Origin of the sequence: Demequina mangrovi (assembly GCF_000759715.1) — a bacterium.
In the GTDB taxonomy this organism is placed as follows: domain Bacteria; phylum Actinomycetota; class Actinomycetes; order Actinomycetales; family Demequinaceae; genus Demequina; species Demequina mangrovi.
Genome location: NZ_BBLU01000003.1, coordinates 236,450 through 261,865, shown reverse-complemented (window position 1 = coordinate 261,865; position 25,416 = coordinate 236,450). Strand labels below are relative to the sequence as shown.

Annotated in this window: 25 protein-coding genes and 1 tRNA gene; 13 read left to right on the top strand and 13 right to left on the bottom strand. The window is 71.4% G+C overall.

Features of this window, described 5'->3' with window-relative positions:
• Positions 1–34: 34 nt before the first annotated feature.
• A complete protein-coding gene (gene arfA / locus TR42_RS04530; protein WP_042213401.1) occupies positions 35–1,543 on the bottom strand; it encodes an arabinosylfuranosidase ArfA in 1,509 nt (502 codons plus the stop codon).
• A 510-nt stretch (positions 1,544–2,053) separates the two neighbouring features.
• On the opposite strand from arfA, the gene TR42_RS04525 reads away from it, so the two are divergent.
• The 5 genes from TR42_RS04525 to TR42_RS04505 all read left to right on the top strand — a co-directional run bounded on the left by TR42_RS04525 (position 2,054) and on the right by TR42_RS04505 (position 7,529).
• Complete coding sequence (locus TR42_RS04525) at positions 2,054–3,463, top strand: ABC transporter substrate-binding protein (protein ID WP_042213400.1); 1,410 nt, start codon at positions 2,054–2,056, stop codon at positions 3,461–3,463.
• A gap of 72 nt (positions 3,464–3,535) precedes the next feature.
• On the top strand, positions 3,536–4,492 hold the full coding sequence (locus tag TR42_RS04520; RefSeq protein ID WP_081953169.1) for a carbohydrate ABC transporter permease: 957 nt from the start codon (positions 3,536–3,538) through the stop codon (positions 4,490–4,492).
• A gap of 16 nt (positions 4,493–4,508) precedes the next feature.
• Positions 4,509–5,462: a carbohydrate ABC transporter permease gene (locus TR42_RS04515; protein ID WP_342341826.1), complete on the top strand. Its 954-nt coding sequence runs from the start codon at positions 4,509–4,511 to the stop codon at positions 5,460–5,462.
• Position 5,463: 1 nt separating this feature from the next.
• Positions 5,464–6,813 carry an arabinan endo-1,5-alpha-L-arabinosidase gene (locus tag TR42_RS04510; RefSeq protein WP_081953168.1) on the top strand — a complete coding sequence of 450 codons (1,350 nt, stop codon included), beginning with the start codon at positions 5,464–5,466 and terminating at the stop codon, positions 6,811–6,813.
• Between the two features lie 8 nt (positions 6,814–6,821).
• Complete coding sequence (locus TR42_RS04505; RefSeq protein WP_042213397.1) at positions 6,822–7,529, top strand: YesL family protein; 708 nt, start codon at positions 6,822–6,824, stop codon at positions 7,527–7,529.
• Between the two features lie 31 nt (positions 7,530–7,560).
• On the opposite strand, the gene TR42_RS04500 is transcribed toward TR42_RS04505, so the two are convergent.
• The gene (locus tag TR42_RS04500) at positions 7,561–8,586 is read right to left on the bottom strand and encodes a LacI family DNA-binding transcriptional regulator (RefSeq protein WP_042213395.1); all 1,026 of its coding nucleotides are present in this window, start codon (positions 8,584–8,586) and stop codon (positions 7,561–7,563) included.
• A gap of 250 nt (positions 8,587–8,836) precedes the next feature.
• Here TR42_RS04500 and TR42_RS04495 point away from each other — a divergent pair, with 250 nt between their 5' ends.
• Both TR42_RS04495 and TR42_RS04490 read left to right on the top strand, forming a co-directional pair.
• Entirely contained in the window at positions 8,837–9,412 is a 576-nt protein-coding gene (locus TR42_RS04495; RefSeq protein ID WP_042213393.1) for an NADPH-dependent FMN reductase, read from the top strand.
• A 67-nt stretch (positions 9,413–9,479) separates the two neighbouring features.
• Positions 9,480–9,770, top strand: a complete 291-nt coding sequence (locus tag TR42_RS04490; RefSeq protein ID WP_143058897.1) for a hypothetical protein — start codon at positions 9,480–9,482, stop codon at positions 9,768–9,770.
• Positions 9,771–9,780: 10 nt separating this feature from the next.
• Here TR42_RS04490 and TR42_RS04485 read toward each other — a convergent pair whose 3' ends face one another.
• Positions 9,781–11,919, bottom strand: coding sequence for a hypothetical protein (locus TR42_RS04485; protein WP_143058898.1), 2,139 nt, complete (start codon positions 11,917–11,919; stop codon positions 9,781–9,783).
• A gap of 131 nt (positions 11,920–12,050) precedes the next feature.
• Between TR42_RS04485 and TR42_RS04480 the strand changes: the two genes are divergently transcribed.
• Positions 12,051–12,788, top strand: coding sequence for a dienelactone hydrolase family protein (locus TR42_RS04480; protein ID WP_042213387.1), 738 nt, complete (start codon positions 12,051–12,053; stop codon positions 12,786–12,788).
• Between the two features lie 81 nt (positions 12,789–12,869).
• Positions 12,870–14,189, top strand: coding sequence for an FHA domain-containing protein (locus TR42_RS14130; RefSeq protein WP_052405583.1), 1,320 nt, complete (start codon positions 12,870–12,872; stop codon positions 14,187–14,189).
• Here TR42_RS14130 and TR42_RS04470 read toward each other — a convergent pair.
• The 4 genes from TR42_RS04470 to TR42_RS04460 form a co-directional block, all read right to left on the bottom strand.
• Complete coding sequence (locus tag TR42_RS04470; RefSeq protein WP_042213386.1) at positions 14,186–14,545, bottom strand: DUF2200 domain-containing protein; 360 nt, start codon at positions 14,543–14,545, stop codon at positions 14,186–14,188. The genes TR42_RS14130 and TR42_RS04470 overlap by 4 nt on opposite strands.
• 43 nt (positions 14,546–14,588) lie before the next feature.
• A complete protein-coding gene (locus tag TR42_RS14125; protein WP_052405582.1) occupies positions 14,589–14,993 on the bottom strand; it encodes an FUSC family protein in 405 nt (134 codons plus the stop codon).
• A gap of 60 nt (positions 14,994–15,053) precedes the next feature.
• Positions 15,054–15,671 (bottom strand): hypothetical protein, encoded by a 618-nt coding sequence (locus tag TR42_RS14120; RefSeq protein WP_052405581.1) that lies wholly within the window; start codon positions 15,669–15,671, stop codon positions 15,054–15,056.
• Between the two features lie 86 nt (positions 15,672–15,757).
• Positions 15,758–16,792, bottom strand: coding sequence for a DUF998 domain-containing protein (locus TR42_RS04460; protein WP_042213384.1), 1,035 nt, complete (start codon positions 16,790–16,792; stop codon positions 15,758–15,760).
• Between the two features lie 113 nt (positions 16,793–16,905).
• Here TR42_RS04460 and TR42_RS14115 point away from each other — a divergent pair, with 113 nt between their 5' ends.
• The gene (locus tag TR42_RS14115) at positions 16,906–17,427 is read left to right on the top strand and encodes a HutD family protein (protein ID WP_052405580.1); all 522 of its coding nucleotides are present in this window, start codon (positions 16,906–16,908) and stop codon (positions 17,425–17,427) included.
• Positions 17,428–17,481: 54 nt separating this feature from the next.
• Here the strand turns inward: TR42_RS14115 and TR42_RS04450 are convergent, their stop codons facing one another.
• The 3 genes from TR42_RS04450 to TR42_RS04440 are packed head-to-tail and all read right to left on the bottom strand — an operon-like array spanning position 17,482 to position 20,772.
• Positions 17,482–18,699: a M20 metallopeptidase family protein gene (locus tag TR42_RS04450; RefSeq protein WP_042213383.1), complete on the bottom strand. Its 1,218-nt coding sequence runs from the start codon at positions 18,697–18,699 to the stop codon at positions 17,482–17,484.
• The gene (locus TR42_RS04445; protein WP_052405579.1) at positions 18,696–20,159 is read right to left on the bottom strand and encodes an MFS transporter; all 1,464 of its coding nucleotides are present in this window, start codon (positions 20,157–20,159) and stop codon (positions 18,696–18,698) included. The genes TR42_RS04450 and TR42_RS04445 overlap by 4 nt, the downstream gene beginning before the upstream one ends.
• A gap of 1 nt (position 20,160) precedes the next feature.
• Positions 20,161–20,772, bottom strand: coding sequence for a TetR-like C-terminal domain-containing protein (locus TR42_RS04440; protein WP_052405578.1), 612 nt, complete (start codon positions 20,770–20,772; stop codon positions 20,161–20,163).
• A gap of 385 nt (positions 20,773–21,157) precedes the next feature.
• Between TR42_RS04440 and TR42_RS14735 the strand changes: the two genes are divergently transcribed.
• Both TR42_RS14735 and TR42_RS04435 read left to right on the top strand, forming a co-directional pair.
• Positions 21,158–21,541, top strand: coding sequence for a hypothetical protein (locus tag TR42_RS14735; protein WP_074789177.1), 384 nt, complete (start codon positions 21,158–21,160; stop codon positions 21,539–21,541).
• Positions 21,542–21,601: 60 nt separating this feature from the next.
• Positions 21,602–22,312, top strand: a complete 711-nt coding sequence (locus TR42_RS04435; RefSeq protein WP_143058899.1) for a hypothetical protein — start codon at positions 21,602–21,604, stop codon at positions 22,310–22,312.
• Positions 22,313–22,768: 456 nt separating this feature from the next.
• Here TR42_RS04435 and TR42_RS04430 read toward each other — a convergent pair.
• From TR42_RS04430 to TR42_RS04420, 3 genes are all read right to left on the bottom strand, one after another.
• Positions 22,769–22,859: transfer RNA gene (locus tag TR42_RS04430), tRNA-Ser, on the bottom strand.
• A gap of 132 nt (positions 22,860–22,991) precedes the next feature.
• Complete coding sequence (locus tag TR42_RS04425; RefSeq protein ID WP_052405577.1) at positions 22,992–24,104, bottom strand: FUSC family protein; 1,113 nt, start codon at positions 24,102–24,104, stop codon at positions 22,992–22,994.
• Positions 24,105–24,536: a nucleoside deaminase gene (locus TR42_RS04420; protein WP_052405593.1), complete on the bottom strand. Its 432-nt coding sequence runs from the start codon at positions 24,534–24,536 to the stop codon at positions 24,105–24,107.
• 86 nt (positions 24,537–24,622) lie between these two features.
• Here TR42_RS04420 and upp point away from each other — a divergent pair, with 86 nt between their 5' ends.
• Entirely contained in the window at positions 24,623–25,264 is a 642-nt protein-coding gene (gene upp / locus TR42_RS04415) for a uracil phosphoribosyltransferase (protein WP_042213377.1), read from the top strand.
• Positions 25,265–25,416 lie beyond the last annotated feature (152 nt).

Genomic DNA, 25,416 nt, shown 5'->3' with positions numbered 1-25,416 from the left:
CACCGGACCACGGGCCTCGTCGCGTCGGCTCGGGTCAGCGGCCCAGGCGGATGACGTTCCACGACACGGGCGGCAGCAGCGCGCTCGCGCGCCCGTCCGCGACGCTCGCGGTGGTGTTGGCCACGGGGGCGACCGAGGCGTCGTCGTCGGCCGTCGCGGACCACGTGTGGTCGGGGTTGGACAGGCTCGTGGCGCCCAGCACGCGCAGACCGGGCACGGCGCGCAGGTCGACGTCGAGCGCGACCTCGTCGGTGGTCGAGCGGTTGACCGCGAAGATCACCACCTCGCCGGACTCGGGGTCGCGCGTCGCGACGGCGTCGATGACCGGGACCCCGCCGAAGCGCGCGGTCTCGTACTCGGGCGCGTCGATCGCGAGGCGGAGGACGTCGCCGTGGGCGAGGTTCGAGGCCTGAGCGAACGGGTGGAACGTGGTCTGGCGCCAGGCGCGGCCGCCGGGCTCGGTCATGATCGGCGCGATCACGTTGACCAGCTGCGCGAGCGAGGCCGCGTGCACGCGGTCGGTGCGGCGCAGCAGCGAGATGAGGAGGCTGCCCACCACCACGGCGTCCGCCACGTTGTAGCGGTCCTCGAGCAGCACCGGTGCGACGGGCCAGTCGTCGCCAGTCGGGGGCTTGGAATCGGCGCGCTTCTGGTACCAGACGTTCCACTCGTCGAAGCTGAGGTGGATGCGCTTCTTCTCCTTCTTCTGCGCACGCACGAGGTCCGCCGCCGCGACCACCGACTCGATGAAGTGGTCCATGTCGACGCTCGAGGCGAGGAACGAGCCGAGGTCGCCGTCCTCCTCGAAGTAGTAGGCGTGAGCCGAGATGTAGTCGACCTGCTCGTGCGTGTGGCCGAGCACCGTGCGCTCCCACTCTCCGAACGTCGGCATCATCGAGGCCGACGAGCCGCACGCGACCAGCTCGATGCCCGGGTCGACCATGCGCATCGCGCTCGCGGTGCGCGCGGCCAGCCGGCCGTACTCGTCCGCGGTGCGCGCGCCCACCTGCCACGGGCCGTCCATCTCGTTGCCCAGGCACCACATGCGGATGCGGTACGGGTCCTCGGCGCCGTTGGCGCGGCGCAGGTCGGACCAGTGCGTGCCGCCGGGGACGTTGCAGTACTCGAGGAGGTCGAGCGCCTCCTGGATGCCGCGCGTGCCGAGGTTGACGGCCATCATCGGCTCGGTGCCGGACTTGGCCGACCACTTCATGAACTCGTCCACGCCCACGATGTTCGGCTCGGTCGAGTGCCACGCGAGGTCGAGGCGGCGGGGACGGTCGGCCACGGGGCCGATGCCGTCCTCCCAGCGGTAGCCCGAGACGAAGTTGCCGCCGGGGTAGCGCACGGTCGAGATGCCGAGCTCGCGGGTGAGGTCGATGACGTCGCGGCGGAAGCCGTCCTCGTCCGCGCTGGGCGCCTCGGGGTCGTGGATGCCGGTGTAGACGCACCGGCCGAGGTGCTCGACGAACGAGCCGAACGTGCGGCGGCGGACGGGCCCCACCCTGAAGGCGGGGTCGACGGAGACGCTGGCGTGGAGCATGGGATTCCTTCCGATCAACGGTGGTCGGGGGCGGCGCCGGCGGCGCTGCGGGCGTCGCCGGTCGGGGTGACGATGCGGGCAGGGCGCGGGTCGCAGGGGGCCGGGGAAGCCGTCAAGGACCTCATGATGAGCCCGTCCTCTCTACATCGTTGTAACGCAAACGCTCCCATATCGGGGCACCGCGTGCCTCCGGAGGGTACCCTGGCGCCGTCCCGAGGGGCGGTGTCGAAGGGCCCAGATCGGGGTGTGTGAGTGGTCACAGAGGGCCTTTTCCGGCCATCGTCCCTGATAGATGATCGACATGGGCCGGTGTTTCGCAATCGTGACCTGACCGACTTGACCAGCCCCCGTTTCCCGTGTCATTGTTCCATCGTTGTAAAGGCGCCGACACAGGGTCGGTTCCAGAGCCTGGGGTCAACGACGACCAGGATGCGACGGACGCCTCATCAGGGCATCGTTGCATCCGGGCAGGACCTCACTCATCAACGATGATCAGGGAGGCAGGCAAAGATGCGTAAGTTCAAGACAGCCGCCATCACCGCGACCATGGTGGGCGCGCTCACCCTTGCGGCGTGCAGCGGCGGTTCCTCGAGCGACGGTTCGGGCAGCGCCGAGCCGGACACGGCGGGCGGCGACGCTCCCAACGAGCTCACGTTCATGTTCCGCGGCAGCGACTACGACAAGGCCGCGTACCAGACCGCCATCGACAAGTTCGAGGAGGAGACCGGCGCCGAGGTGACGATGATCATCACCGACGCTGACCAGTACGCGACCAAGCTGCAGGCGGCCATCGCCGGTAACAAGGTCCCGGACGTCTTCTACATCGAGCCCGGCAAGATGATGGGCTACGTCTACGCGGGCGTGCTCGCGGACCTCACCGACTACGTCGGCCAGGACGTCATCGACAACATCTGGGACTTCGGTACCGACGCGTACCGCTTCAACACCGAGACCGGCGAGCGCGGCAACTCGGCCGACGCCCTCTACGGCCTTCCCAAGGACGTGGGCCCGTTCGGCTTCGGCTACAACACCGTCCTCTTCGAGAAGCTCGGCCTCGAGGCGCCGTCGGCCGACGAGCCGATGACGTTCGACGAGTTCGTGGCGCTCTGCAAGGAGCTCACGCAGGACGACGAGCTCGACTACCAGACCTGGGGCACCGGCCTCAACGTCGTGTGGAACTCGCAGGCCTTCGTCTGGGGCGCCGGCGCGGACTGGATCTCCGAGGACCAGAAGACCGTCACGGTCGACACCCCGGAGTTCGCCGAGGCGCTGCAGTGGTTCGCGGACCTCGGTCTCGTCGAGGGTGTGACCCCCTCGGTCGAGCAGGCCCAGAGCCTCGACACCTACCAGCGCTGGATGGCCGGCGAGATCGGCTTCTTCCCGGTCGCCCCGTGGGACATCGCGACCTACAACTCGGTCGCCGAGGAGAACCCCGACACGTTCGGCTACGACGTGATCCCCTACCCCGTCGCCAACGAGGGTGACGACTGGTCGACCTGGCTCGGCTCGCTCGGCATCGCGGTGTCGGAGAACTCGAAGAACAAGGAGCTCGCGGCCCAGCTCGCGACCTACCTGTCGACCGACCTCGACGCGCAGAAGACGCTCGCCGAGGGCAAGGTTCAGATCCCGAACCTGATCGACTACGCCACCGGCGAGTGGATCGAGACCGACGCGCCCGCCGCCGGCTGGCCCGCCAACACCAAGGCGTTCCTCGAGATCGCCGAGTCGAAGGGCAAGCCGCTGCCCGGCGTGTGGACCTACACCCCGGAGTGGTACGACAACTTCTGGATCGGCATCGAGAACGTCGTCGACAACGGCTCGCAGACCGCCGCTGACTTCGTCGCCTCGAAGCAGACCGAGATGCAGCAGCTGCTCGACCAGTCGTGGATCAGCGCCGACCAGGCGAAGGTCACGGGCTAAGCAGTAAGCAAGGGAAGGGGGGCCGGCGCCCACAGGCGTCGGCCCCCTCACCCCGGCAGGAAGGACAAGGACATGGCCACGACAACCGACACGGAACAGGTGACCTCCACCTGGACCAAGGCGGATCAGAAGGCCGCGCGCAAGCGCAGTGCGGCCCTGCATCGCAAGGAGCACGGCTGGGCCGCTGCCTTCATGGCAGCCCCGGTGATCGGTTGGGTGGCGTTCCTGCTCTTCCCGATGGGCTTCTCCATCTACGCGTCGATGACCAACTGGAACGGCATCGGCAACATGACCTTCATCGGGCTGGACAACTACACCCGCCTGGTGCAGGACCCGTACTTCTGGAAGGCGCTCTGGAACACCGTCTTCTACATGATCGGCATCCCGATCGGACTCGCGATCTCGCTCGCGCTCGCGCTCGCGCTGAGCCGCAAGATCCGCGGTCGCACCTTCTTCCGCACGGTCTACTACATCCCGGTGATCAGCTCGCTCGCCGCGATCGCGATCCTGTGGCAGTGGGCCTACAACGGTGACTTCGGTCTCGTGAACCAGGCGCTCTCGCTCGTCGGCATCGACGGCCCGAACTGGCTCCAGGATCCGACCTTCGCGAAGCCCGCGCTCATCATCATGGCCGTATGGAAGGGCCTCGGCTACTCCACGCTGCTGTACCTGGCGGCCGTGCAGGCCGTGCCGCGCTCCCTCTACGAGGCGGCCTCGCTCGACGGCGCCAGCGGCTGGAAGAAGTTCACCAAGATCACGTGGCCGATGGTCCAGCCCGTCACGTTCTTCCTCGTGGTGACCAACATCATCGCGGGCTCCATGATCTTCACCGAGATCAACATCATGACCCCGACGGGTGGACCGTCGTGGAGCACGGCCTCCCTGGTCTGGTACGTGTGGAACCAGGCGTTCCGCAACCTCCAGATGGGCTATGCCACCGCGATGGCGCTGGTGCTGGGAATCCTGGTCCTCATCGTGACCGTGATCCAGTTCCGCATCAACCGTGCCAACGACTTCTCGATCGACTGAGGCGAAGGAGACAGCTATGAGCCTCAACGCGAACACCGCGCGCGCCGCCTCCGGCGCGATCGCCGGCGCCGGCGAACCCGACCACGGCCGCAAGGCGCCCCGCCCCACCAAGGGCATGTTCAAGAAGACGGGTGCGACCCAGGAGAGCCCCGCGGTCAACGCGGTCCTCACCTTCATCCTGTCGATCGGTGCGATCGTCATGGCCGCGCCGCTGGTGTGGATGGTCTCGACCTCGCTCAAGACCAAGGAGGGCGTCTACTCCCTCCCGCCGGAGTGGATCCCCGACCCCTTCGTCTGGGACACCTACGTCCGCGTGTTCGACGACACGTACGTGCTCTCCGGCATCAAGAACTCGCTCATCGTGGCCATCTCGGTCACCGTGATCGGCACCGTGTTCTCCTCGCTCGCGGCCTTCGCCCTCGCGAAGCTCCGCCTGCCGGGCAAGAACGCCATCTTCCTCATGCTGCTCTCGGGCATGATGGTGCCGTTCCCGACGCTGATGATCCCGCAGTTCGTGATGTTCTCGAAGATCGGCTGGGTCGACACCCTGCTCCCGCTGATCGTGCCGGTCATCCTCGGCAACGTCATCATGATCTTCTTCCTCCGCCAGTACCTGCACAACGTGCCGGACTCGCTGGTCGAGGCCGCGAAGATCGACGGCGCCTCGTACCTCAAGATCTTCTGGACGATGATCCTCCCGCTGATCCGCCCGGCCATCGCCGCGCAGTTCATCCTGTGGTTCATGGCGGTCTGGAACGACTACCTCGCGCCGATCATCTACCTGAACTCGCCTGAGAAGCAGACCCTTCAGGTGGTCATCGCGAACATGAACGTGCAGTACGCCACGCAGCGCGACTACCCCCTCATCATGGCGGCCTCGGTGATCTCCGTGATCCCGATCCTCATCGTCTTCCTGATCTTCCAGCGGCAGATCATCGAGTCGATCGCCCTCACCGGATCGAAGACCTGACATGAGCAACGAGCACGCGGCCCCGGCGGACATCGCCGGGGCCGCGGGCCTTTCACGGCCCGCACCGTCCACGTGGGGCGCACGCAACGCCCACGACCCGACCGCCGTCCGCGACGACGACGGCGTCTACTGGCTGTTCTCGACCGACGCCGATGCGGACGGCCCGCTCCGGGCGTCCGGCGCCCAGATCCGCCGCTCCGAGGACCTGGTGAGCTGGGAGTTCGTGGGCTGCGCGCTCGACGGCGTCCCCGGACCCGCGCGCGAGCACGCCGGCGCGGAGGGCCTGTGGGCCCCCGACGTGGTCCGCGTCGAGACCGCCGCCGGGACCGAATGGCGCATGTACTACTCGGTGTCCTCGTTCGGCTCGCGCACCTCGGCCATCGGCCTCGCGGTCGCACCGCACCCGAGCGGCCCGTGGGAGGACCGCGGCATCGTGGTCGCGACCGATCACGAGCGCGACGGGCACAACGCGATCGACGCCCAGCTGGTGATCGACGGCGACCGTCACCACCTGGTCTACGGCTCGTTCTTCGGCGGCCTGCACGTGTTCGAGGTGGACCCGGTCACGGGCTTCGCGCTGGACGCGCACGGCCCTGGCGAGCCCGCATCGTCCCTCGGGACGCTCATCGCGCGGCGCCCGACGTCCGTCGACACCGCCATCGAGGGCCCCTACGTGATCCCGCGCCCCGGCGGAGGCTGGGCGCTCGTGGTCTCGTACGACTCGCTGGTGAACACGTATCACGTGCGCGTCGCGCTCGCCGATGACCTCTACGGCCCCTACGTGGACCACGAGGGCCGCGAGATGACCGACCTCGAGGCCGACCCGGAGGCCGTAGGCCTCACCGTGCTCGCGAGCCACCGGCTCGAGGGCGCGGAGCGGGGCGTCCTCGCGCCGGGCCACGCCTCGGTGCTCACCGAGGAGGGCCACCAGCTGCTGGTGCACCACACCCGCTTCGCCGAGACCCCGCGCGAGCACGAGGTCCAGGTGCGCAGGCTCGTGTGGACGCAGGGCGGATGGCCACTCGTGTCCGTCCAGACCTGGGCGGGTGCGCGCGAGAACGATGACGAGTCGACGTGGCCCGCCGACGCGGCGGAGCTCGCGGGCGAGTGGGAGATCGTCGACTACAGCGGCCCCACCCAGGAGGTCGTGCCGTCGCGGCGCGTCCGCGTGGGGGCGGCGGAGCTCGAGGGCCTCGTGGCCCACGGGTCCGGTCGCTTCACCCGCGACGGGGACGTCCCGGTCGACGCGGTGGTCTTCCCCGCGTGGGACGCGGTGCGTGCATGCGCCACGCTCTCCTTCGCCGCACGTGGGCCCGAGGGCACGGTTGTGGTGGGCACCCGGGTGGGATGATGGCTGTCATGGCCGATCGGAAGCGCGACGAGCGGGAGCAGCGCAAGAAGCTCCCCCCGATGGAGGGTTCGCCCGCGGACATCGACGAGGTGCCCGGATGGTCGGGCCGCGTCATGGTGTGGCTGCGGGTCGTCGCGCAGTTCGTCGGCATCCAGCTGCTCATGATCGCGGGGACGGCCCTGGGGCTCGTGCTCCTGGGCCTGGGCCCCGCGATCGCCTCGGGCTCGCGCCTGCTGCAGCGCATCGTCGAGGGCGACCCGTCGGACGCGCTGTGGAGCGACTTCTGGCGCGCGTACCGGGAGGACTTCCGTCGCGCGGCGACGGTCACCGCGCCCTTCCTGCTGGTCGCCGCGGTGACCTGGTACGAGGTGCTGCTGCTCCTCGCCAACGGTCAGGGCACCCTGGCGGCGATCATGACCGGTGCCGTGATGGCGCTCGGCGCCTACGCGATCGCGAGCCTGGCCTACGCCCCGCACGTGCTGCGGCGCTACACCGACGGCCCCGGGCACGCGCTGCGCTTCGTCGCGGTCGCGCCGCTGCTGTCGCCCTTCACCGCGCTCGGCTGCGCGGTCACCACCGTCGCGCTCGTGATCGTGGGCCTCAAGTGGCTGCCGATCCTGCTGCTCATGGGCCTCTCGGTCCCGCTGCTGCTCACGGGCATCATCGTCGACCGGTGGCTCGACAAGATCGACGCGAGGATGGACGCCGAGGCCTGAGCCTTCGCCGGCCCGACGCGAGGGGCGCGGCTCAGGCGCCGGACGACTCGCGCGGCATCACGGTGAAGTCCGCGATCACGCGGCGGTACGGGTCCTCGCCGCCGGCGATGCGCGCGAGCAGCAGGTCCACCGCCTCCTGCGCGATCTCCTCGCGCCCAGGCGAGATCGAGGACAGCGTCGGCGAGGTGTACGAGGCGTCCTCGATGTCGTCGAAGCCGATCATCGCGACGTCCTTCGGTACGGTGATGTCGCGCGCGTGGAGAGCGTGAAGCGCGCCGAGCGCGAGCGCGTCGTTGAGGCCGAAGATCGCGTCGAACTCGACGCCGCTGTCGACGAGGTGCGCGACGCACTCGGCGCCGGTGGCGCGGTGCCACAGGCCGCCCTCGACGATGAGATCGGGGTCGAGCGGGATGCCGTTCGCCGCGAGGGCCGCCTGGTAGCCGAGCACGCGCAGCGCCGCCGAGCCCATCGTCTCCCCGGCGTGCGCGCCGATGACCGCGATGCGGCGCCGACCCTGGTCGATGAGGTGCTGCGTCGCCGCACGAGCCGCGTCGACGTTGTTCATGGTGACGTGGTCCCAGTCGCCGCCGAAGATGCGCTCGCCGAGCACGACGAGCGGGTAGTCCACCTTGAGCGCGTCCGCGTCGTCGGGGCCCAGCTCGAGCGGCGAGAAGATGAGGCCGTCGGTGAGCTGGCGGCGGTCCGAGGTGAGGACGTCGAGCTCGTGCTGACGGTCGGCGCCGGTCTGCTCGATGAGCACCACCACGCCGCGGGCCTCGGCCGCGCGGATCACCGAGTCGGCGAGCTCCGCGAAGTACGGCAGCGACAGCTCGGGGAGCGCGAGGCCGATGATGCCCGTGCGGCCCTGGCGGAGGCTGCGCGCCGAGAGGTTCATCTTGTAGCCGAGGTCGTCGATCGCGCGCTGGACCTTCTCGCGCGTCGCGGGGCGGATGTGCGGGTAGTCGTTGACGACGTTCGAGACGGTCTTGACGGACACGCCCGCCCGCGCGGCGACATCGTGCATCGTCACCGTGCCTCGCGCACCTGAGATGCTCATGCGCTCGTGGCCTCCTCCGCCTGGATCGTTGCCGGAAGCATGCCAGACGACGCCCCTGCGCGCGAGGAGCGTGCCGCCGCGATCCCGCGCGGACGGACGTCCCGGGTACTGACCATGGACACGGCTCCTCCTCGAGCGCGACGGCGGGGACGTCGTTGCAACGATGAACACACTATCGCGCACCCGAGCGCCCCAGCCACGGCCGTCGGCGGGCGTTGACGCTCGCCGACGCCCGGGGGACGATGCGCGCATGGACACCTCAGGCCTGCGCATCGGCGTCATCCTCGGCAGCACCAGGCCCCGCAGGCGCGGCGAGTCCGTGGCCGCGTGGGTGATGGGGCAGGTGGGGGAGCGCGACGCGCGGTACGACCTCATCGACCTGCGCGACCACCCCCTGCCGCTGCTCGACGAGCCCGCCTCCGCCAGCACCGGCCGGTACGAGCACGCGCACACGCAGGAATGGGCCGCCACGATCGCGCGCTACGACGCCTTCGTGATCGTGTGCCCCGAGTACAACCACGGGCTGCCCGCGGCGCTGAAGAACGCGGTCGACTACCTCTGGGCGGAGTGGCTCGACAAGGCGGCCGCGACCGTCTCCTACGGAAACGGCGGGGGCCAGCGCTCCGCGGAGCATCTGCGGAACGTCCTCAGCGCCGTGGGGATCGCGCATGTGCGACCCCAGGTGACGCTGTACAACCGCGACGACTTCGACGGCTACACGGTCACGCCGAACGAGCACCATCTCCACGGTCTCGAGGGCATGCTGGGCGACCTCGAGCTGTGGGCCGCCGCGATGCGCGAGGTCCGGGCGGCACGCGAGAGCTGATCCCGCCCGGCACGGCGGGGCGGCCGCTCGTAGGCTGGTGATCACCCAGGTCGGGAGGGGGAGCGAGATGACCGACCACGAGGAGACGACGGAGCCCGAGGCACCCGCGACGGAGGAGGTTCCGGCGCCCGCGCCGCCTGCACCTCCGCACGCCGAGGCGCCCACGCTGTCGCCGCGCACGCGGACCCGCATCTACGTGGTCGGGCTCGCGGTGTCCTTCCTCACGTACTCCGTGAGCGGCATCGCGGCGATCTTCATGGACGACCCGCAGAAGGTGGTCGGGGTGTCCGCGATCATCGCGACGGCGTTCGGCGCCTTCGCGTCGGGAGTCGGGGTCGCGTACCGCCCGACCCGTTGACGCCGCCGCGTCAGGAGGGCTCGGGCCCGGCGAGCTCCTCGAGCCACTCGCGGTGGTCGCGGCGGACCACCTCGAGCTCCGGATCGCTCCATGCCCATGCGCCGATCTCGGGGTCGCGGAACGCGCTGGTGAGCAGCTCGAGGACGCTGGTGGGCCGAGGCGGGGGCTCCGTGAGCGACGCGGCGGGAGCGGGTGCCCACCACCCCTGCAGCGCGCGGTGGCACGCGAGGGAGTAGGCGGCTGCGGCATCGTCCTGGAACCGGCCGCGCTTGGCGAGCACGGCCTCCTCGGCGAGCATCCGACGGGTCGCGCCGTCCGCATCCTTCGCGCGCTCCGTCGCCTCGTCCCATGCCCGACGTTCGCGCCGCGGCAGGTCCTTGGGTCTCTGATCGGTCGGGGTGCGCTTGAGCGCGGCCACGAGGTTGAGCATCGACCGCCGCGCCGTGAGCGCCGTGGGATCGCGCCTGTGCGCGACCCGCGTGAGGATCGCGAGCGCGCGCGAGTAGCGCTCCGACTCCTGCAGGAGCTCGTCGAGCACGTCGGGAGCCGCGCCCGCGACGCGAGCCTCGGCGATGAGGTTCATCATCACCGCCTGGTACGACTGCAGGAGCCGCAGCAGCAGCGCGTCCCGCTTGGCCCACGTCCACAGGACCCGGCGCAGCTGCGGGGTCGAGGGCCGGTGCCGCCCGAACCGCAGGTGGACCGTCCAGCTCAGCCACGCGCGCACCGGGCCCACGCTGAGCTCGTCGCACTCCTCGTCGAGCGCCTCCCGCACCTTGTCGCGGTAGGTCGCATGCGGGCGTGTCGCGACCGTCCCCATCCGGTACTCGTAGTTGTCGAGCGTGGCCTTGGCGGCGCGGTTGCCCGGATCGAGCAGCGTGGCGCGCTCGAGGAGGCCGATGCCCTCGTGGCTTCCGCCCGGCTGCACCGGGTACCAGGACGTCGCGACCCAGTGCAGCGCGATCGAGTCGGGATCGCGCGCGCCGTGCAGCCCCCGACCGAGCTCCGACCGGTAGCGCTGCCGGAGCGTGGTGAGCAGGTGAGCGGCGACGAGCCCCGCGAGGCGGTCCGCCACGGGTGCTCGTGTCGCGCCGGCGAGCGGTCCCGCACCGCCGGCGACGATGCGGCGCGCGGCGCGGACGCGGCCGTTCCGCGCGATGGTCAGCGACGCCGCCGAGGCGTTCTCGTTGTCGACCGTGACCGTCCAGGGCGCGCCGCCGAAGATCGCGGCCACCAGGGCCTGCGCCGCGGCGACCGCGGAGTTCCCGGACAGGTCCTTGATCGCGGCGGTCGCGCTGGTGACGTCGGTGCCGACGGGGTACTCGAGGCCGCTCGTCGTGCGTCCGGCCATGGCGTCGAGCGCGGTCATGATCCGGACGGAGTCGAGGTGATCGCCGGTGGTGTCGCCCGTCACCGTGATCGTCACCGCGAGCCGCGTCGCGAAGCTGTAGCCGAGCAGCACGATGCCCGCGCCCGCCGCTCCCAGCAGGAGGCACCACGGCCCGGTCGGGGAGGCCAGCGCGTGCCACGCGAAGGACCACGGCGACTCGCCGATGAGGATCCCGCCCGGACCGTCGTCGCGCACGATCCAGAGCGCACGCATCGCGATGGCGAGCGGGGCGAGCACGGCGAGCGCTCCACCCACGATCGCGCTCGCGCGACGTGTGCCAGGGCGCGAGGGCAGGTCTCGCATGAGGAAGGTGAGGGCCAGCAGGCGGGCGAGGAGCACGATGGCGAGCGTGCCGATGAGCACGAACATCCCGATCGGGGCGAGCGCGGAGAGCACCCGCGCGTCGAGCCGCTCCCACAGGGTGCCGAGGTCCTGCGGGCTCGTGGTGGTGGGGATGTCTTCCCCGGTCGCCTCGGCGGTCGCGACCAGGCAGCTCTGCACCAGCGACGCCGCCTGACGCTTGCTGCGGCCTTGCGCGATCAGGAGCTGCTCGGTCCGCTCGGCCGCATCGGTGTCGCCTCCGAGCGCCGCCAGCGTGGCGCAGGTCCTCTCCGCGAGGGTCAGCCGCGCCGGCTCATCGGAGGCCGCAGATGTGCTGTCGCCGCCCGTGCAGGCCCCGAGTGCGAGCACCGCGCACAGGATCACGGCCGCGAGACCGGCCTGTCGGCGGCGCGACTCCGTCCCTGCCCGAGGATGCATCGCGGACCCCCTTCGCGCTCGCGCGATGCCGATCGCATCAGTGTGCGTCCGGCTCCCGGGCTCGTGCAATCGGTACCCCTCGTGGTCGGTAGACGCGCCGACGTACTCTGCAAGGGCGGGGAGGGGGCACGATGCCGCACGACGCCTGGCGGGAGCGCTCGTACGAGCGCGACGGGGCCGCGCACGTCTACTACGCGCGTGGTGACGAGGTGGCGCCTGCGGTGCTGCTGCTCCACGAGTTCCCTGGCATCACGCCCGAGCTGCAGGGCTACGCCGACGCGCTCGCGCAGGACTTCCGCGTGTACGTCCCCTCGCTCTTCGGGGAGGACTTCGTCCCGATGACGTGCCGCTCCTCTTTGCGCGCCGCAGTCGGTCTGTGCGTGAGCACGGAGATGCACCTGCTGGCGCGCGACGGCGTAAGCCGGTCGGTGCCGTGGCTGCGCGGCTTCGCCCGCGAGGTCGTGGGCGAGGCGGGCCGCCCGTACGGGGTGATCGGGCTGTGTCTCACCGGCGGCTTCGCGCTCGCGCTCGCGGCCGACCCCCAGGTCGCCGCCGCGGTGGTGGGGGAGCCGGCGGCGCCGCCGCTTCCGGGTGCGCTCGGGCTGTCCGCTGAGGATCGCGAGGCGCTCGCGGACCGGTCAGGGCTGCGGGTTCAGGGGTACCGCTACGTCGGGGACTCCCACTCGCCTGCGGCGAAGCTGCGGGCGGCCGAGCGGCTGCTCGGCACCGGGCGCATGCGGCGCTTCGAGCTCACGGACGGGCCGCCGGAGGTGAAGCGCCCGCACTCGACCCTCACGCACCACCCGAGTCCGACCGCGGTGACGGGGGTGCGGGACTTCCTGCTCGACCGGTTGTCCGAGTCCGCGTGAGAACGTTCGCCCCTGGTCCACCAGGGGCGACGGCGTAGGCTGGCGGGCAACGCCGCCGATTCGCCTGCCCCGAGGTCAGTCATGTCGCCCGAGCTGTGGACCCCCGTACCGGCCTTCGTGGTGCTGCGCGGCCAGGCGGCCGGTCAGCGCATCCCGGTCCGCGAGGGCGCCCAGCGCGTCGGCCGCGAGGCCGCCTCCGGCATCGTCCTCGACGAGGACGGCGTCAGCCGCCGCCATGCGGTGGTGATCCGCGATCCCGGCGGGGTGCGGCTCCAGGACGCGGGATCGACCAACGGCACGTGGGTCAACGGCGCACGCCTGGTCGGCGTGCATGAGCTCGCCGCCGGGGACGAGGTGGTGCTCGGCTCGGTGGCGCTGCGCTTCGAGGACGGCACGGCCGCGGCGGATGAGACGGGCGTGATGCCGCCGGTGAGCGCGGAGCGGCCCGCGCCCGCGCCCGTGGCTCAGGCTCCGTCCGCGCCTGTCGCAACCCCGGCGCCGGCGACGGGCGGTTCGAAGGTGAGCCTCGGTCGGCTGGTGCTGGTCGCGGGTCTCATCAGCCTCGTCACGCTCGCGGTGGGCGTCGCGATCCAGTTCCTCACCGATCGGACGGGCACGGGCGTCTGGCTCGCCGCGCCGCTCACCGCGATGGCGGGCGTCCTCATCGAGGCGGTGCGGGAGTCGCTGTCGCGCAAGCGCGGCGCCCAGGCGCCGCCCCCGGCAGCCCCACCTGCGACCGCTCCGCCCGCGGGTACGACGCCGCCGCCGACCACCGCATCGTCCGCGCCTCCCGGCACAGGGATGCCGCCCGTCGCCGCGGCGCCGCCGCCCGCGCCGCGCCCGTCCCGCAGCGGGCCGGCGACGGCGCTGCTGGTGCTCGTGGTGCTCGTGGCGGTCGGCGCGGTGGTGGCGGGGATCACCTACGGCGTGGCGAAGGTGAGCGGGTACTTCAGCGGGAACCAGCCCGGCGTGGACCGGCTCGCGGGCGGGGCCGTGGAGGAGTCCGCGGCGGGCGTCGTGGTCACGGTCGACGAGGTCGAGGAGACCGCGGACTTCACGCGCGTCGGGGTGACGGTGAGCAACGGGCTCACCGAGTCGATCACGATCCCCCTGTACCGGTCCGCGACCCTGAGCGCGGCGGGCGGCGCCACGCTCGAGGCGGACTCGTTCCGCAGCACGTGGAACGACACCATCGCTCCGGGACAGGTGCAGAGCGGCACCATCGTCTTCCCGGGAGGCCTCCCGGCGGGCACGGTGACGGCGTCGCTGGCGTTCGCCCAGATCTACTCGTTCGACTTCGACGCGCCGAGCTCCATAGTCGTCGACGGGATCGAGCTCGGCGACGTCGAGGATCAGGCGGCAGCAGCAGCGGCAGCAGCGGCGATGGCCCGCGGAGGTTAGGCGGCGGGCGCGCGCAGGATCGACGTCATCTTCTTGCCGCGCGCGACCTCGTCGACCAGCTTGTCCATCCAGCGGATCTGCTGCATGAGCGGGTCCTCGATCTCCTCGACCCGGACGCCGCAGATGACGCCGGTGATGAGGCCCGTGTGCGGGTTCATCGCGGGGGCCTGCGCGAAGAAGTCCTCCATGGTGCGCTCGTCGGCGAGCGTCTGCGCGATCCCGGCCTCGTCGTAGCCCGTGAGCCACGTGATGACGGTGTGGAGCTCCTCGACGGTGTGCCCCTTGCGCTCGACCTTCGCGACGTAGTGCGGGTAGATGCTCGCGAAGGTCATGCCGAAGATGCGGTGCGGTGCCATCGGGCCAGGGTAGACCTCGCGGTGTCGAGCCGTCGCGACGCCGTCAGCGCCGTCGATGCACCAGCCCGGTCGCGGCGCCGAGCAAGCCGCCGGCGACGGTGTCGATCACCCGTTCCATCACCACCACGATGGTCGGATCCTCGCCGCGCGCCGCGCCGACGATGATGAGGACCGTCGGCGTGATGAAGACGAGCGCGAGCGCGTAGTTGCGCACCACCAGCATCTGCGCGCAGAACTGCAGGGCGCCGATGAGCAGCACCAGGACCCACGGCGGCAGCGTCACCCACCCCGCGACCGCGACGTACAGGGCAGCGCCGACGGCGGTGCCGACGATGCGATGGATCCCGCGCCGCGCCGCGCGGCCGCGGCCCGGATGCGCGCCGATCACCGCGAGCCCCGCCCCCACCGTCCAGTAGGCGCGTGCGGGGTCGATCGCGAGGTAGCTCACGGTGGTCGCCGCGACCGCGACGATGGTCGCGCGCAGCAGCAGCTCGCGCGCGACCGGATCTCAGGTCGGGCCGGGCAGCAGCTCGCGCAGGGACGCGGCGCGCGCCCGCCGATGCCGCTTCCGCAGCAGCCGCGCGCCTGCGACGAGGCATGCGAACGCGCTGCCGGCGGCGATCGCGCCGATCACCGCGGGAGCCTCCTCGATGCGCGCGCCGTCCTCGATCTCGCTGACGTGCGCCGCGAGCCCGAACGCGAGGAGGGGGAACAGCGGGCCCGGCGGCCCCAGCGAGTAGCCGTAGCCGAGCGCCGCGACGCCCACCGAGACGACCACCAGGCCGATGCTCGTGGCGAGAGGCGACGGCCCGGTGACGGTGCCCAACGCGGCGCAGCCGGTGAGCACGAGCGCGACGAGCGGCAGCAGCCTGACCCGGTCGACGGGCGGCCGCCACGACGCGTAGAGCGCCGTGAAGCCTCCCGTCGAGGCGATGAGGCCCAGCTCGGGGCGCCCCGCCGCGAGACCCACCGCGACAGGCGTGGCGATCGACACCGCCGCCTGGAGCGCGATCTGCCACCGCGCGCCCGGGAACGACTCGAGGGTCGCAAGGCTCGCGACCGCGCGGCTCGCGCCGCCGGCCCAGGCGCGCCCGCGCCGGCGACGTGTGCGCGCATCGTCCGCCATCGCTCTCCCGGGCTTCCCTGCCAGGGTGCCACGGGCCGCGGCGCGGTGCCGAGGTGGGCCGCGGGGCGGTGCCGCGGGGCGACCGCTCAGGCCGGGGTATCGGCCTGCAGCGCCCCGACCTGGCGCAGGAACAGGATGATCCAGGTGAAGACCAGCACCCCGGCGACCAGCTCGACCGCCGTGAGCGACCAGTAACCGATCGCGAAGAACGTCGCCTGGATCACGATCACCGCGACGAAGCCCCACCCGACGGGGAGGAAGGCCCGCGAGATCCCCGGCACCCACGCGTGGAGGCGGAAGGTCAGCACGCCGAACGCGACGGCCATGCCGCTCGCGACGAAGGTGTGGATCCAGAAGTGAGTGTCGACGTGGAACACCCCGACGAGCCCGAGGAACACCCCGACGATGATGAGCGAGAGCCGCACCCGTGCGACGCCATGCGCCGTCGCGGTGGGCACGTCCCGCGTCGCGGCGCGCGCGAGGATGGTCACCAGGACGCCGGCGACGACGAGCGTGAGGTTGAAGGCGAGCGCCGAGACATCGTGCGAGACGCCGAGCGTGCTGAGGTGGATCTTCCACCAGTCCGGATCGCTCGTGGTGAGCATGCTGGCGAGCACGCCCAGGACCAGGAACACCGCGAGCACGATCGCGAGCAGCTGCGCCTCCATATGCGCCGCCGAGAGGAAGGCCACGTAGGCGGACACGGCCGCCGTCGCGCCGCTGAGCGCGAGGATCGGCAGCCAGAACACGGTCGCGCCGATGAACGCGTCGGACAGGATCACCGCCGTGAGCGTCCAGCTCAGCAGCGCGATGATGCCGTGCGCGAAGGCGAGCGCCACCACGTCGATCACATCGAGCGCGCCGGCGATGCGCGGGCGGCCCTGCGTGTGGAGCATGTAGCGCCCGGCGGCGAAGGCCAGCATCGCCGCGACGGCCGAGGCGAGGGCCGCGTACTGCCCGAGAGAGCCCGGCCCTGCGATCGGCGCGGGATCCAGCCCGAACACCGGCAGCGCGGCCGCGGCGACCACGGTGAAGGCCACGGCGCCGAGCCCCGTCGCGGTGAGCTCGATCGAGGTCTGCGCGCGTTCACGCAACGGGATCCGCGAGGTGCCGTCCGTCATGCGCGCTCCGTTCCGCATCGTCGTTGCTTCGGAGCGTACCGGCGCCGACGCGCCGGAGGGCGGGGACGATGCGCATCGTCCGGCGTCTCGACGGGGCTGCGAGGATCGTCGCCATGACCGAGACGCCTCCCGCCCTCGCCCGCACCTTCGCCGCGCGGACGCGCGTCCCGTGGTTCAACGGCGCCGGCTTCACCACCGAGCTCGTCTCGTTCGAGGACAGCGCGCGTCATGCGCCCGATCTCTCCCCGTGGCGCTTGAGCATCGCGGAGCTGAGCAGGCCGGGGTCCTTCTCGGCGATCCCGGGCGTCACTCGCATGTTCTGTCCCGTCGGTGCGGACGTGGTGCTGCGCATCGACGGCGCGACGGTGACCGTCGTCTCGCACCAGGTCCTGACCTTCGACGGCGGCGCCGAGGCCGAGCTGCTGGAGCTGCCGAGTCCCTGCCATGCGGTCAATCTCATGAGCAGGGACGGCGGCGCCGAGCAGGCGGTGATGAGGCTTGACGAGGGCCCGCCGTCGCGCGCGGGTCTCGCGGTCGTCCGGCTCGAGGGAGAGGGGCGTTTCGACGTGCTCGTCCCGCCGGACGATGCGGAGGCGCCTCGGCTCCGCATCGAGCGCCCCGCTCGCGAGTGCTGAGAGGCGACGAGGGCCCGGCGATGGATCGCCGGGCCCCCGTCACCTTGAGCGCGTCTAGCCTCGCGCGGTGCGCGCGAACGCGAGCGTCGCCAGCGCCGCGGCCTGGTCGCCCAGCACCGCATCGTCGAAGAGCACGCGCGGCGAGTGGTTGAACTCGGCGGTGGCCGGGTCGATGTCCGGCGGGGAGGCCATGAGCATGAGGAACGTGCCCGGCACCTCGTCGAGCACGAAGGAGAAGTCCTCCGAGCCCATGACCGGCGCCGGCATCGTCATGATCCTCTGCTCGCCGAAGACACCGGCCAGCGTCTCGACCGTGAACGCCGTCTCGGCGGCATCGTTCACCGTGGCCGGGTAGTACTCCTCGAAGCGGACGTCCGCGGTGAGGCCGTGCGTGGTCGCGACGCCCTCGGCCACGCGGGGAAGCCCCTCCTTGAGCGTCGCGAGCGACGCGGCGGACATGAAGCGGACCGTCGCGCCGAGCTCGACCTGCTCGGGGATCACGTTGATGGCGCCCTCGCCGGTGCTCATGCGGGTCACGGTGAGCACCACCGGGTCGAACGCGTCGAAGCTTCGCGTGACGAAGCTCTGGAGCGCGAGCACGGTCTCGGCCGCCGCCGGGACGGGATCGAGCGCGTGCTGAGGCTGCGAGCCGTGGCCGCCGCGGCCGTTCACCGTGACATGCAGCGTGGCCGCTCCCGCCATAACCGGACCCGGGCGGGTTCCGAACACGCCCCGCGGACCCGGTGCCATGTGGATCGCGTAGGCGCCGACGGGCCTGTCCCCGGCGGCGTCGAGGAGCCCCTCGTCGATCATGACCTTCGCGCCGCCGTCGCCCTCCTCGCCGGGCTGGAACATGAAGATGACCGAGCCGGCGAGCGTGTCACGATGCGCCGCGAGGAGCCGCGCCGCGCCCACGAGCCCCGCGGTGTGGAGGTCGTGACCGCACGCATGCATCGCGCCGTTGGTCGAGGCGTAGTCGAGGCCCGTCGCCTCGTCGAGCGGCAGGGCGTCCATGTCGCCGCGGAGGAGCACGGTGGGGCCGGGCAGGGCGCCGCGGAGCACAGCGACCACCGAGGTGGTGGCCGTGCCCGTGGTGATCTCGAGCGGCAGGCCCTCGAGGGCGGCGAGCACCTTCGCCTGGGTGCGCGGCAGGTCGAGACCCAGCTCGGGGTCGGCGTGGAGCGCGCGGCGCAGGGCGACCAGGTCGGGAAGGACCGCGGCGGCGTCGGCGGCGAAGTCGGGTGCCGGGAGCGGCTGATCGGTGACGGTCATCGGGTCGCGCCCTCCAGCTCGTGGGTGTCGGTATCGGCCTCTCCGGCGACCGCCTCGCCGTCGGCGATGCGCATCGTTCCCAGCGCGATCGCCACGACCACGAAGGCGACCGCGGAGAAGGTCCAGATGGCCACGTAGCCGCCCACCGACGACGCGAGCTCCCCGACGGGGGTGAAGGCCGTCAGGAGGACCGCGAACACGGCTCCTGCGGCGGCGCCGCCGAGCGTGCGCAGCGAGTTGTAGATGCCGGCCGCGATGCCCGTCTGGTCGCTCGGCGCCGCCTCGGCGATGAGCGCGGGGAGCGCGCCCATGAGGAGGCCCATGCCGATGCCGCCGACGAGCGCGAAGAGGTACATGTGCCACATGGCCGAGTGCATCGCGATCTGGAAGGCCCAGGCGCCCGCGGCGAGCGCGGCACCGGCGATCAGGACGGCGCGCATGCCGATCCGCCGCGCGATGGGGGCGAACGCGCCCGCGCCGACGGTGGCCATGATCATGAGCAGGCCCATGATGGCCGAGACCGTGCCGGGCGCCGCAGCGAAGCCGTAGCCGACCTCGGCCGGGTCGGCCGCGAGGAAGGTCGTGATCGGGGTCTGCGTGCCGAACAGCACCATGCCGAACAGGAAGGAGGCGAGGTAGGCGGGTCCGAGCTTGGGCGAGACGACCATGCGCACGTCGATCGCGGGGGACTCGGAGCGGCGCTCCCAGGCGACCCACGCGACGAAGATCGCGACGGCGACCGCCAGGGTGATGAGCGTCGAGGGTGCGCCGAATCCGGCGTCGGAGGCCAGGTGGAGGCCGAAAAGCAGGGCGATCATCGCGATGCCGATGCCCGCGAAGCCGATGCCGTCGATGCGGACGCGGGTGCGCTCGGTGGACTCGGGGACCTTGAAGAACGCGGCGTAGACGGCGACCAGGCCGAACACGACGGGGACGAGCAGCGTGGCGGTGAGCGACGGCATGGCGCCGGCGATGAGGCCGCTCGCGACGGTGCCGAGGATGAGGCCTCCCGTGAGGAAGGACACCAGCAGCCCGATCGAGCTGCGCGCGGTGTCGCCCTTGATGCGGTTGTGGATCAGCGCGATCTCGAGGGGGAGCCACGCCGCCTCGGGGGCCGTGAGGAGGCGGCCGACCAGCATCGTCTCGTAGTTGGGGGCGAAGGCGGTGAGGAGGCCGCCGACGATGACCGCGACGACGGCGATGCGGAGGATCCGGCGGTGGCCGAACACGTCGCCGAGGCGCGACAGCAGCGGCACGCACACGGCGGCGCCGAGCGTCTGGACCGTGAGGAACCAGGTGATGTCGGCGTCGCTCACGCGCATGTGGTCGGCGATCTCGCCGAGCAGCGGCGGGTAGAAGCCCTGGGCGAAGCCCGAGGCGAGCTCGCAGAGCAGGAGGAAGCCGACGACGACGCGCGGCGAGAGCCGTCGCATCGAGCCGGTCGCGGGGGCGGTGGTCATGTCAGTCCGTTCCTTCGGAGGCGTGGAGCAGTCGGGGCGGGGAGGCGAGGAGCGCGTCGATCAGCGCCAGGTACTGGCGCGGCTCGACGCGGACGCCCTCGATCGCGTGCCGGAGCAGGGTGAGCCCGGAGACCGCATCGAGGATGACGTCGGGGTCGACGTCGGAGGGGAGCTCGCCGCGGGTGATGGCGCGGTCGAGGATCCGCTCGCCATGGCGGCGGCGGACCAGGAAGAGGGAGTCCCAGATCAGGGCGAAGACCTCGGGCTCGAGGATCGCGGACATCGCGCGGCCGGCGGCGACCCCCTTGCCCTCCTGGTTGCGCTGGTTCTGGAGCGCATGCTCGAGGAGGTCGTCGCGCACCGAGCCGGTGTCGGGGCATTCGCCGACCTCGACGTGGGCGAGCACGATGGCCGCGACCAGGGCGGCCTTGTCGGCGTGGCGGCGGTAGATCGCGGCCTTGCCGCATCCCGCGGCCTTGGCCACGTGCTCGACGCGCAGCGCGGCGTAGCCGTGCTCGTGCAGCAGGTCGAGGCCGACGTCGAGGATGCGGCGGCTGAGCTCCTCGTCGGTGGGGCGGCCGGCGGGGGTCGCCGCGTGCGGTGCGGGTGCCATGGCCCGACCATACGGAACGGACCGTTTCGGAAGTGTTTCGGTCGCGTCACGGTTGGGGTGCGGTGGGGCGCGCGGCGTCTGGCCTGCTTCCGTCAGATGCGACTGCCATGAGCGCCGGCCGGAGACGATGGCGAGCGCTTCGATCGGCGCCGGCATCCTCGTCCTCGCCATTGGAACGCTTGTGGGGGTGGCGGGCGGCGCGACGGCAGGGCTAGCCTCTCAGGCGGTCGGCAACAGGGGCATCGTCAGGTGGCTGTGAAGTGGAGTTCGCGGGACGCGCCTCCGCGGGAGCAGTCCCATCGGTGCATCGGCGGTGCGCTCCGAACGCCACGCCCGAGTCCTGAACGGAAGGTCAGAAACTGTGGGGCAAGTAGAGGCAATCGTCGTGCTCGGTGCGTCGGTGCTGATGTTCGCTGGGTGGTGCTGGGTCGTCGTTCTTTGGGCACGCCGGTGGCACGACTCGCGCTACTGGACCAGTTACCGGGAGCGCCTGGTGGATGGCTTCGGTGAGGGTTGGGGTCGGCGCGCGTCTCGCGCCTATCCGCAAGTAGTGTTCACTCTCGCGCCGGTGGTGCTGTGCGCTGCTGGTGCAGCCTTCCCGTTGATCCTTGGATATGCACGCGGTGAGGCCTCGCCTGATATCGCCGACATCAATGGGGTGGCGGGCCTCGTTTCTATCGCTCTTGCACCGGTGGGAATCGTCGTGTTTGCGAGCCTGTGGTTTCTGGGAAAGCCCCAATTCCTCGTGCCGCCGCCCCTCCGCGAGTAGGGGCAGTCCCTGCTGAGACGAGCCGCGGGCGGCCGCGTGGCCGACGGAGTGGGTGCGTCGGTGGCACGACTCGCGCTGCTGGGCCAGGCTCCGTGGCTGTTCCATCACCTTCGGAACAGATGGCTCGACGACGGTTCGGCGGCGGGGGCCTATGGTGAACGCGTTACCAGGCAGTACGGCCGTGTCGGACGGGCGGTGGAGCGGATGAGCAAACGCGGCGCGAGGGTCGCGATCAGATCACGTGTGCCATGGGTTGCCAGGGAGTTGCTGACCCAGGGCTGGATGCTCTTGGCGTTCGGCATCTGCGGGCTGCTCGCGGGGATCTTTTACGTCGCGAATCCGGAAGCGCCGGCCGAGCGACTTGTTGGGGGCCCGGTCTATTTCAGGGTTCTGGGAGCAGCGGGCGCGATCAGTGGTCTGGTCATGGTTGCTCACGCTGTCGCGACGCTCGCTCAGGCGTCGCGGCTCTTGCCGATGCTCGTCCTCGACAGGAAGGGCGACGACCTCAGACTTCGCGTCTGCACCTTGCCGGGTGGGCGGCTGTCGATCACGGTATCGCCAGGACATCGCCTCGAGTATGTGGTCAGGCAGCATGGCTTGGGAGCTGAGTTTCGTTGGCTGAAGCTTCGGGAGGCGCAGAGCCCTCATCGGCGGCTCTATCTGCGCCTTCCCGACGAGGCGGTGGACGAGGTTGTCGTCCAACTTGCGCGGGCCTGTGGGGAGCGAGGCATCTCGGTGGCGCGGGTGGACGGCGCTGCCAAGGCTGCGTAGTCGGTGGATCGACTGGCATCTCCGGTGCCGTGGTGTCGTGTTCCGGATCTGTCCGCCCGGCTGGGGCCGATGCACACGGGAGCCTGACCCGCTTCCGTGGACAACTTGACCCTGCCCCTGTCCTCCGAACTCGCGGGTGAGTGATGCCGTCGAGGTCGGGCCTCGCATCGAGGGCGGCGCGAGCGTGGATGCGGGGCGATGAACGGTCTGGGGCAGAGGGCGCGCCCGCGGCTGTTCGGGCTCGTGGCTACGCCTGCCGGCGCCGGAGCGGTCGATCTTCGTGTGACGGCGACACGACCGGTGTGCTCGCTCCGCCCGGCCGAAGGGGCGTGGCAAAGGCAGCTGCGTGTCTGCTCCTCGCGCATCTGTTGCTGTCTTGTTGCTGCGCGATCCTCCAGCAAGAAGCAGAAAGGGCCTGTTCCCCTGGATCTACCAGGAGGAACAGGCCCTCTTCCGTGGCGGTGACGGTGGGATTTGAACCCACGGTACGGGGTTACCGTACACAGCATTTCGAGTGCTGCACCTTCGGCCGCTCGGACACGTCACCGCGGAAGAGATTACCGGAGTGTGAACGAAAAAACCTAATCGGGACGGCCCCTCAGGGGCGGTTCCGGCGAAGATCGCATGGGTAGCAGGGGGGTTGTAGGCGCCTTGTCTGCACCGCGTGCCGAATCGGGGCTCAGGTCCCCGGCGAGGGCACGTCGCGGTGCGGCGGAGCGTGCCTGCCCGCAGGGTCGGGGGGCGCGGGCGGGTGCAGCAGCGCGGTCGCGACGGCGAGCGCCGAGCCGACCACCGTGTCGAGGATCCGCTCGCCCGTGACCGCCAGATCGCCCAGCTGGCCGGCGCTCGCGGTCACGATGACGAGCGCCATCGGCGTGACGGCGGCGACGGCGATCGCGTAGTGCCGGGTGATCGCCAGCTCGGTGACGTACTGGAGCGCGCCGAGCGTGAACGCCAGCGCGAGCGCCGGCATCCCGGACTGGGAGATCGCGAGGTAGATCCCGACGCCCACCACGGTGCCGATCGCGCGATGCAGGCCGCGGGTGACCGCCGGCCCGCGGCCGGGGACCACGCCCACGACCACCACGCCTGCGGCGACGGTCCAATAAGCCCGGTCGGGGTCCACCCAGAGGAGCGACAGCGCGGTGCCCAGGACGGTCACGATGACGGTGCGCCACACGAGCTCCTTCGCGCCACGGTCCCACGCGGGCCGGGCGAGCAGGACCGACAGCGGGCGAGGCTTCACCTGCCAATGGACCCGGCGGATCAGCGGGGCGATGCTCGCGATCACGGCCCAGGTGCAGCCTGCCGCCACAGTGGCGACGAGCGTGAGCGCCGGAAGGCCGCCGTCGACCGCATGGCCGGACATCCCGTAGACGAGCACCGGGAACAGCGGGCCGGGCGGCCCGAGCCGGTAGCCGTGCACCGCGATGCCGACGAGGATGGTGACGACGACCAGTCCGAGCGCGCTGAGCATGCCGTACGGCGCGAGCAGCGCACCCACCGCGGAGGTGAGCACCAGCACCAGCCCGGCGATCGGTCGCAGGCGCAGGCGTTCGAGGCGCGGCAGCGCGGCGAAGTACGGCACGGTGAACGCGCCGGTCGCGGCGATCAGCCCGAGGTCCACGCGGTCGAAGGCGATCCCGACCAGGATCGGCACGGTGAGGACCACGGAGGCCTGCAGCGCGATGGGCCAGCGCGGCTCCTTCGCAGGCACGATCGTGCCGAGGCTCACCACGGCGCGGCGCATGCCGCCCCTCCAGGTGTCGCGCAGCCGCGGGTCCTCGGACATCTACCGCCTGGCCTCGAAGAACTCGCTCAGCACTGCAGCGCACTCGTCGGCGCGCACGCCGGACACGACCTCGACCTTGGCGCCGATACGCGCGTCGCGGACCACGTCCCACTGCGAGCCGGTCGCGCCGGCCTTCTCATCCCACGCGCCGAGCACCAGGCGCGGGATCCGCGACTGGAGGATCGCGCCCGCGCACATGAGGCACGGCTCCAGGGTGACGACGAGCGTGCAGTCGTCGAGCCGCCAGGTCCCCAGGGACGATGCGGCGGCGCGGATCGCGACCACCTCGGCGTGGGCGGAGGGGTCGCCGTCGACCTCGCGGAGGTTGTGGCCCGTGCCGAGGACCTCTCCCGCAGGGGAGAGCACCACGGCACCGACCGGGACGTCGCCCGCGGCGCCCGCGCGGCGCGCCTCGTCGAGCGCGACACCCATCGCCTCGTCCCACCGCCCGTTCACGTCGCCAGGCTACCGGCGCATCGTCCCGCGTCCACGGCCGATGGTCGCGATAGGCTCGGGGCATGCGCCTGCACGTTGCGGATCACCCGCTCATCCGACACAAGGTCACCGTCCTGCGCGACAAGAACACCAAGTCGCCGACGTTCCGGCTCCTGGTCGACGAGCTCGTCACGCTCCTGGCCTACGAGGCCACGCGTGACGTGCGCGTGGTGGAGCGCGAGGTCGAGACCCCGCTCACCACCACGACCGGCACCGCGATCGCGGACCCGCCGCCGATCATCGTCCCCATCCTGCGCGCCGGCCTGGGCATGCTCGACGGCATGACCCGCCTGCTGCCGAGCGCCGAGGTGGGCTTCCTCGGGCTCAAGCGCGACGAGGAGACGCTCGAGGCGATCACCTACGCGAACCGCCTGCCCGACGACCTCACGGGCCGCCAGGTGTTCCTCATCGACCCGATGCTCGCGACGGGCGGCTCGCTCGTCATGGCGATCGAGTACGTGCTCGAGCGCGGCGCGACCGACGTCACGTGCGTGTGCCTGCTCGCCGCGCCCGAGGGCATCGCGCACGTCCAGGAGAAGGTCGGCGACCGCGCCGACGTCTCCGTGGTGGTCGCGCAGGTCGACGAGAAGCTCAACGAGGTCGGCTACATCGTGCCGGGCCTCGGCGACGCGGGCGACCGCCTCTACGGCATCGTCGACGTCTAGCCTCCAGCCTTCCGCAAGCGCCGCATCGTCCCGCCGGACGATGCGGCGCTTTCGCGTGCGGAGCGGGCGCCGCCCCGCCCCTGCTGACAATTCCAACGGAGTTGGTCCCGGGTCGTCGGCGTGTCTCGGATTCAGGGTGGTCCTGGCCCGGC

Excerpts from the sequence above, each read along its gene's own strand:
- arfA (WP_042213401.1), bottom strand. The coding sequence starts at position 1,543 with ATGCTCCACGCCAGCGTCTCCGTCGACCCCGCCTTCAGGGTGGGGCCC.
- TR42_RS04525 (WP_042213400.1), top strand. The coding sequence starts at position 2,054 with ATGCGTAAGTTCAAGACAGCCGCCATCACCGCGACCATGGTGGGCGCG.
- TR42_RS04520 (WP_081953169.1), top strand. The coding sequence starts at position 3,536 with ATGGCCACGACAACCGACACGGAACAGGTGACCTCCACCTGGACCAAG.
- TR42_RS04515 (WP_342341826.1), top strand. The coding sequence starts at position 4,509 with ATGAGCCTCAACGCGAACACCGCGCGCGCCGCCTCCGGCGCGATCGCC.
- TR42_RS04510 (WP_081953168.1), top strand. The coding sequence starts at position 5,464 with ATGAGCAACGAGCACGCGGCCCCGGCGGACATCGCCGGGGCCGCGGGC.
- TR42_RS04505 (WP_042213397.1), top strand. The coding sequence starts at position 6,822 with ATGGCCGATCGGAAGCGCGACGAGCGGGAGCAGCGCAAGAAGCTCCCC.
- TR42_RS04500 (WP_042213395.1), bottom strand. The coding sequence starts at position 8,586 with ATGAGCATCTCAGGTGCGCGAGGCACGGTGACGATGCACGATGTCGCC.
- TR42_RS04495 (WP_042213393.1), top strand. The coding sequence starts at position 8,837 with ATGGACACCTCAGGCCTGCGCATCGGCGTCATCCTCGGCAGCACCAGG.
- TR42_RS04490 (WP_143058897.1), top strand. The coding sequence starts at position 9,480 with ATGACCGACCACGAGGAGACGACGGAGCCCGAGGCACCCGCGACGGAG.
- TR42_RS04485 (WP_143058898.1), bottom strand. The coding sequence starts at position 11,919 with ATGCATCCTCGGGCAGGGACGGAGTCGCGCCGCCGACAGGCCGGTCTC.
- TR42_RS04480 (WP_042213387.1), top strand. The coding sequence starts at position 12,051 with ATGCCGCACGACGCCTGGCGGGAGCGCTCGTACGAGCGCGACGGGGCC.
- TR42_RS14130 (WP_052405583.1), top strand. The coding sequence starts at position 12,870 with ATGTCGCCCGAGCTGTGGACCCCCGTACCGGCCTTCGTGGTGCTGCGC.
- TR42_RS04470 (WP_042213386.1), bottom strand. The coding sequence starts at position 14,545 with ATGGCACCGCACCGCATCTTCGGCATGACCTTCGCGAGCATCTACCCG.
- TR42_RS14120 (WP_052405581.1), bottom strand. The coding sequence starts at position 15,671 with ATGGCGGACGATGCGCGCACACGTCGCCGGCGCGGGCGCGCCTGGGCC.
- TR42_RS04460 (WP_042213384.1), bottom strand. The coding sequence starts at position 16,792 with ATGACGGACGGCACCTCGCGGATCCCGTTGCGTGAACGCGCGCAGACC.
- TR42_RS14115 (WP_052405580.1), top strand. The coding sequence starts at position 16,906 with ATGACCGAGACGCCTCCCGCCCTCGCCCGCACCTTCGCCGCGCGGACG.
- TR42_RS04450 (WP_042213383.1), bottom strand. The coding sequence starts at position 18,699 with ATGACCGTCACCGATCAGCCGCTCCCGGCACCCGACTTCGCCGCCGAC.
- TR42_RS04445 (WP_052405579.1), bottom strand. The coding sequence starts at position 20,159 with ATGACCACCGCCCCCGCGACCGGCTCGATGCGACGGCTCTCGCCGCGC.
- TR42_RS04440 (WP_052405578.1), bottom strand. The coding sequence starts at position 20,772 with ATGGCACCCGCACCGCACGCGGCGACCCCCGCCGGCCGCCCCACCGAC.
- TR42_RS04425 (WP_052405577.1), bottom strand. The coding sequence starts at position 24,104 with ATGTCCGAGGACCCGCGGCTGCGCGACACCTGGAGGGGCGGCATGCGC.
- TR42_RS04420 (WP_052405593.1), bottom strand. The coding sequence starts at position 24,536 with ATGGGTGTCGCGCTCGACGAGGCGCGCCGCGCGGGCGCCGCGGGCGAC.
- upp (WP_042213377.1), top strand. The coding sequence starts at position 24,623 with ATGCGCCTGCACGTTGCGGATCACCCGCTCATCCGACACAAGGTCACC.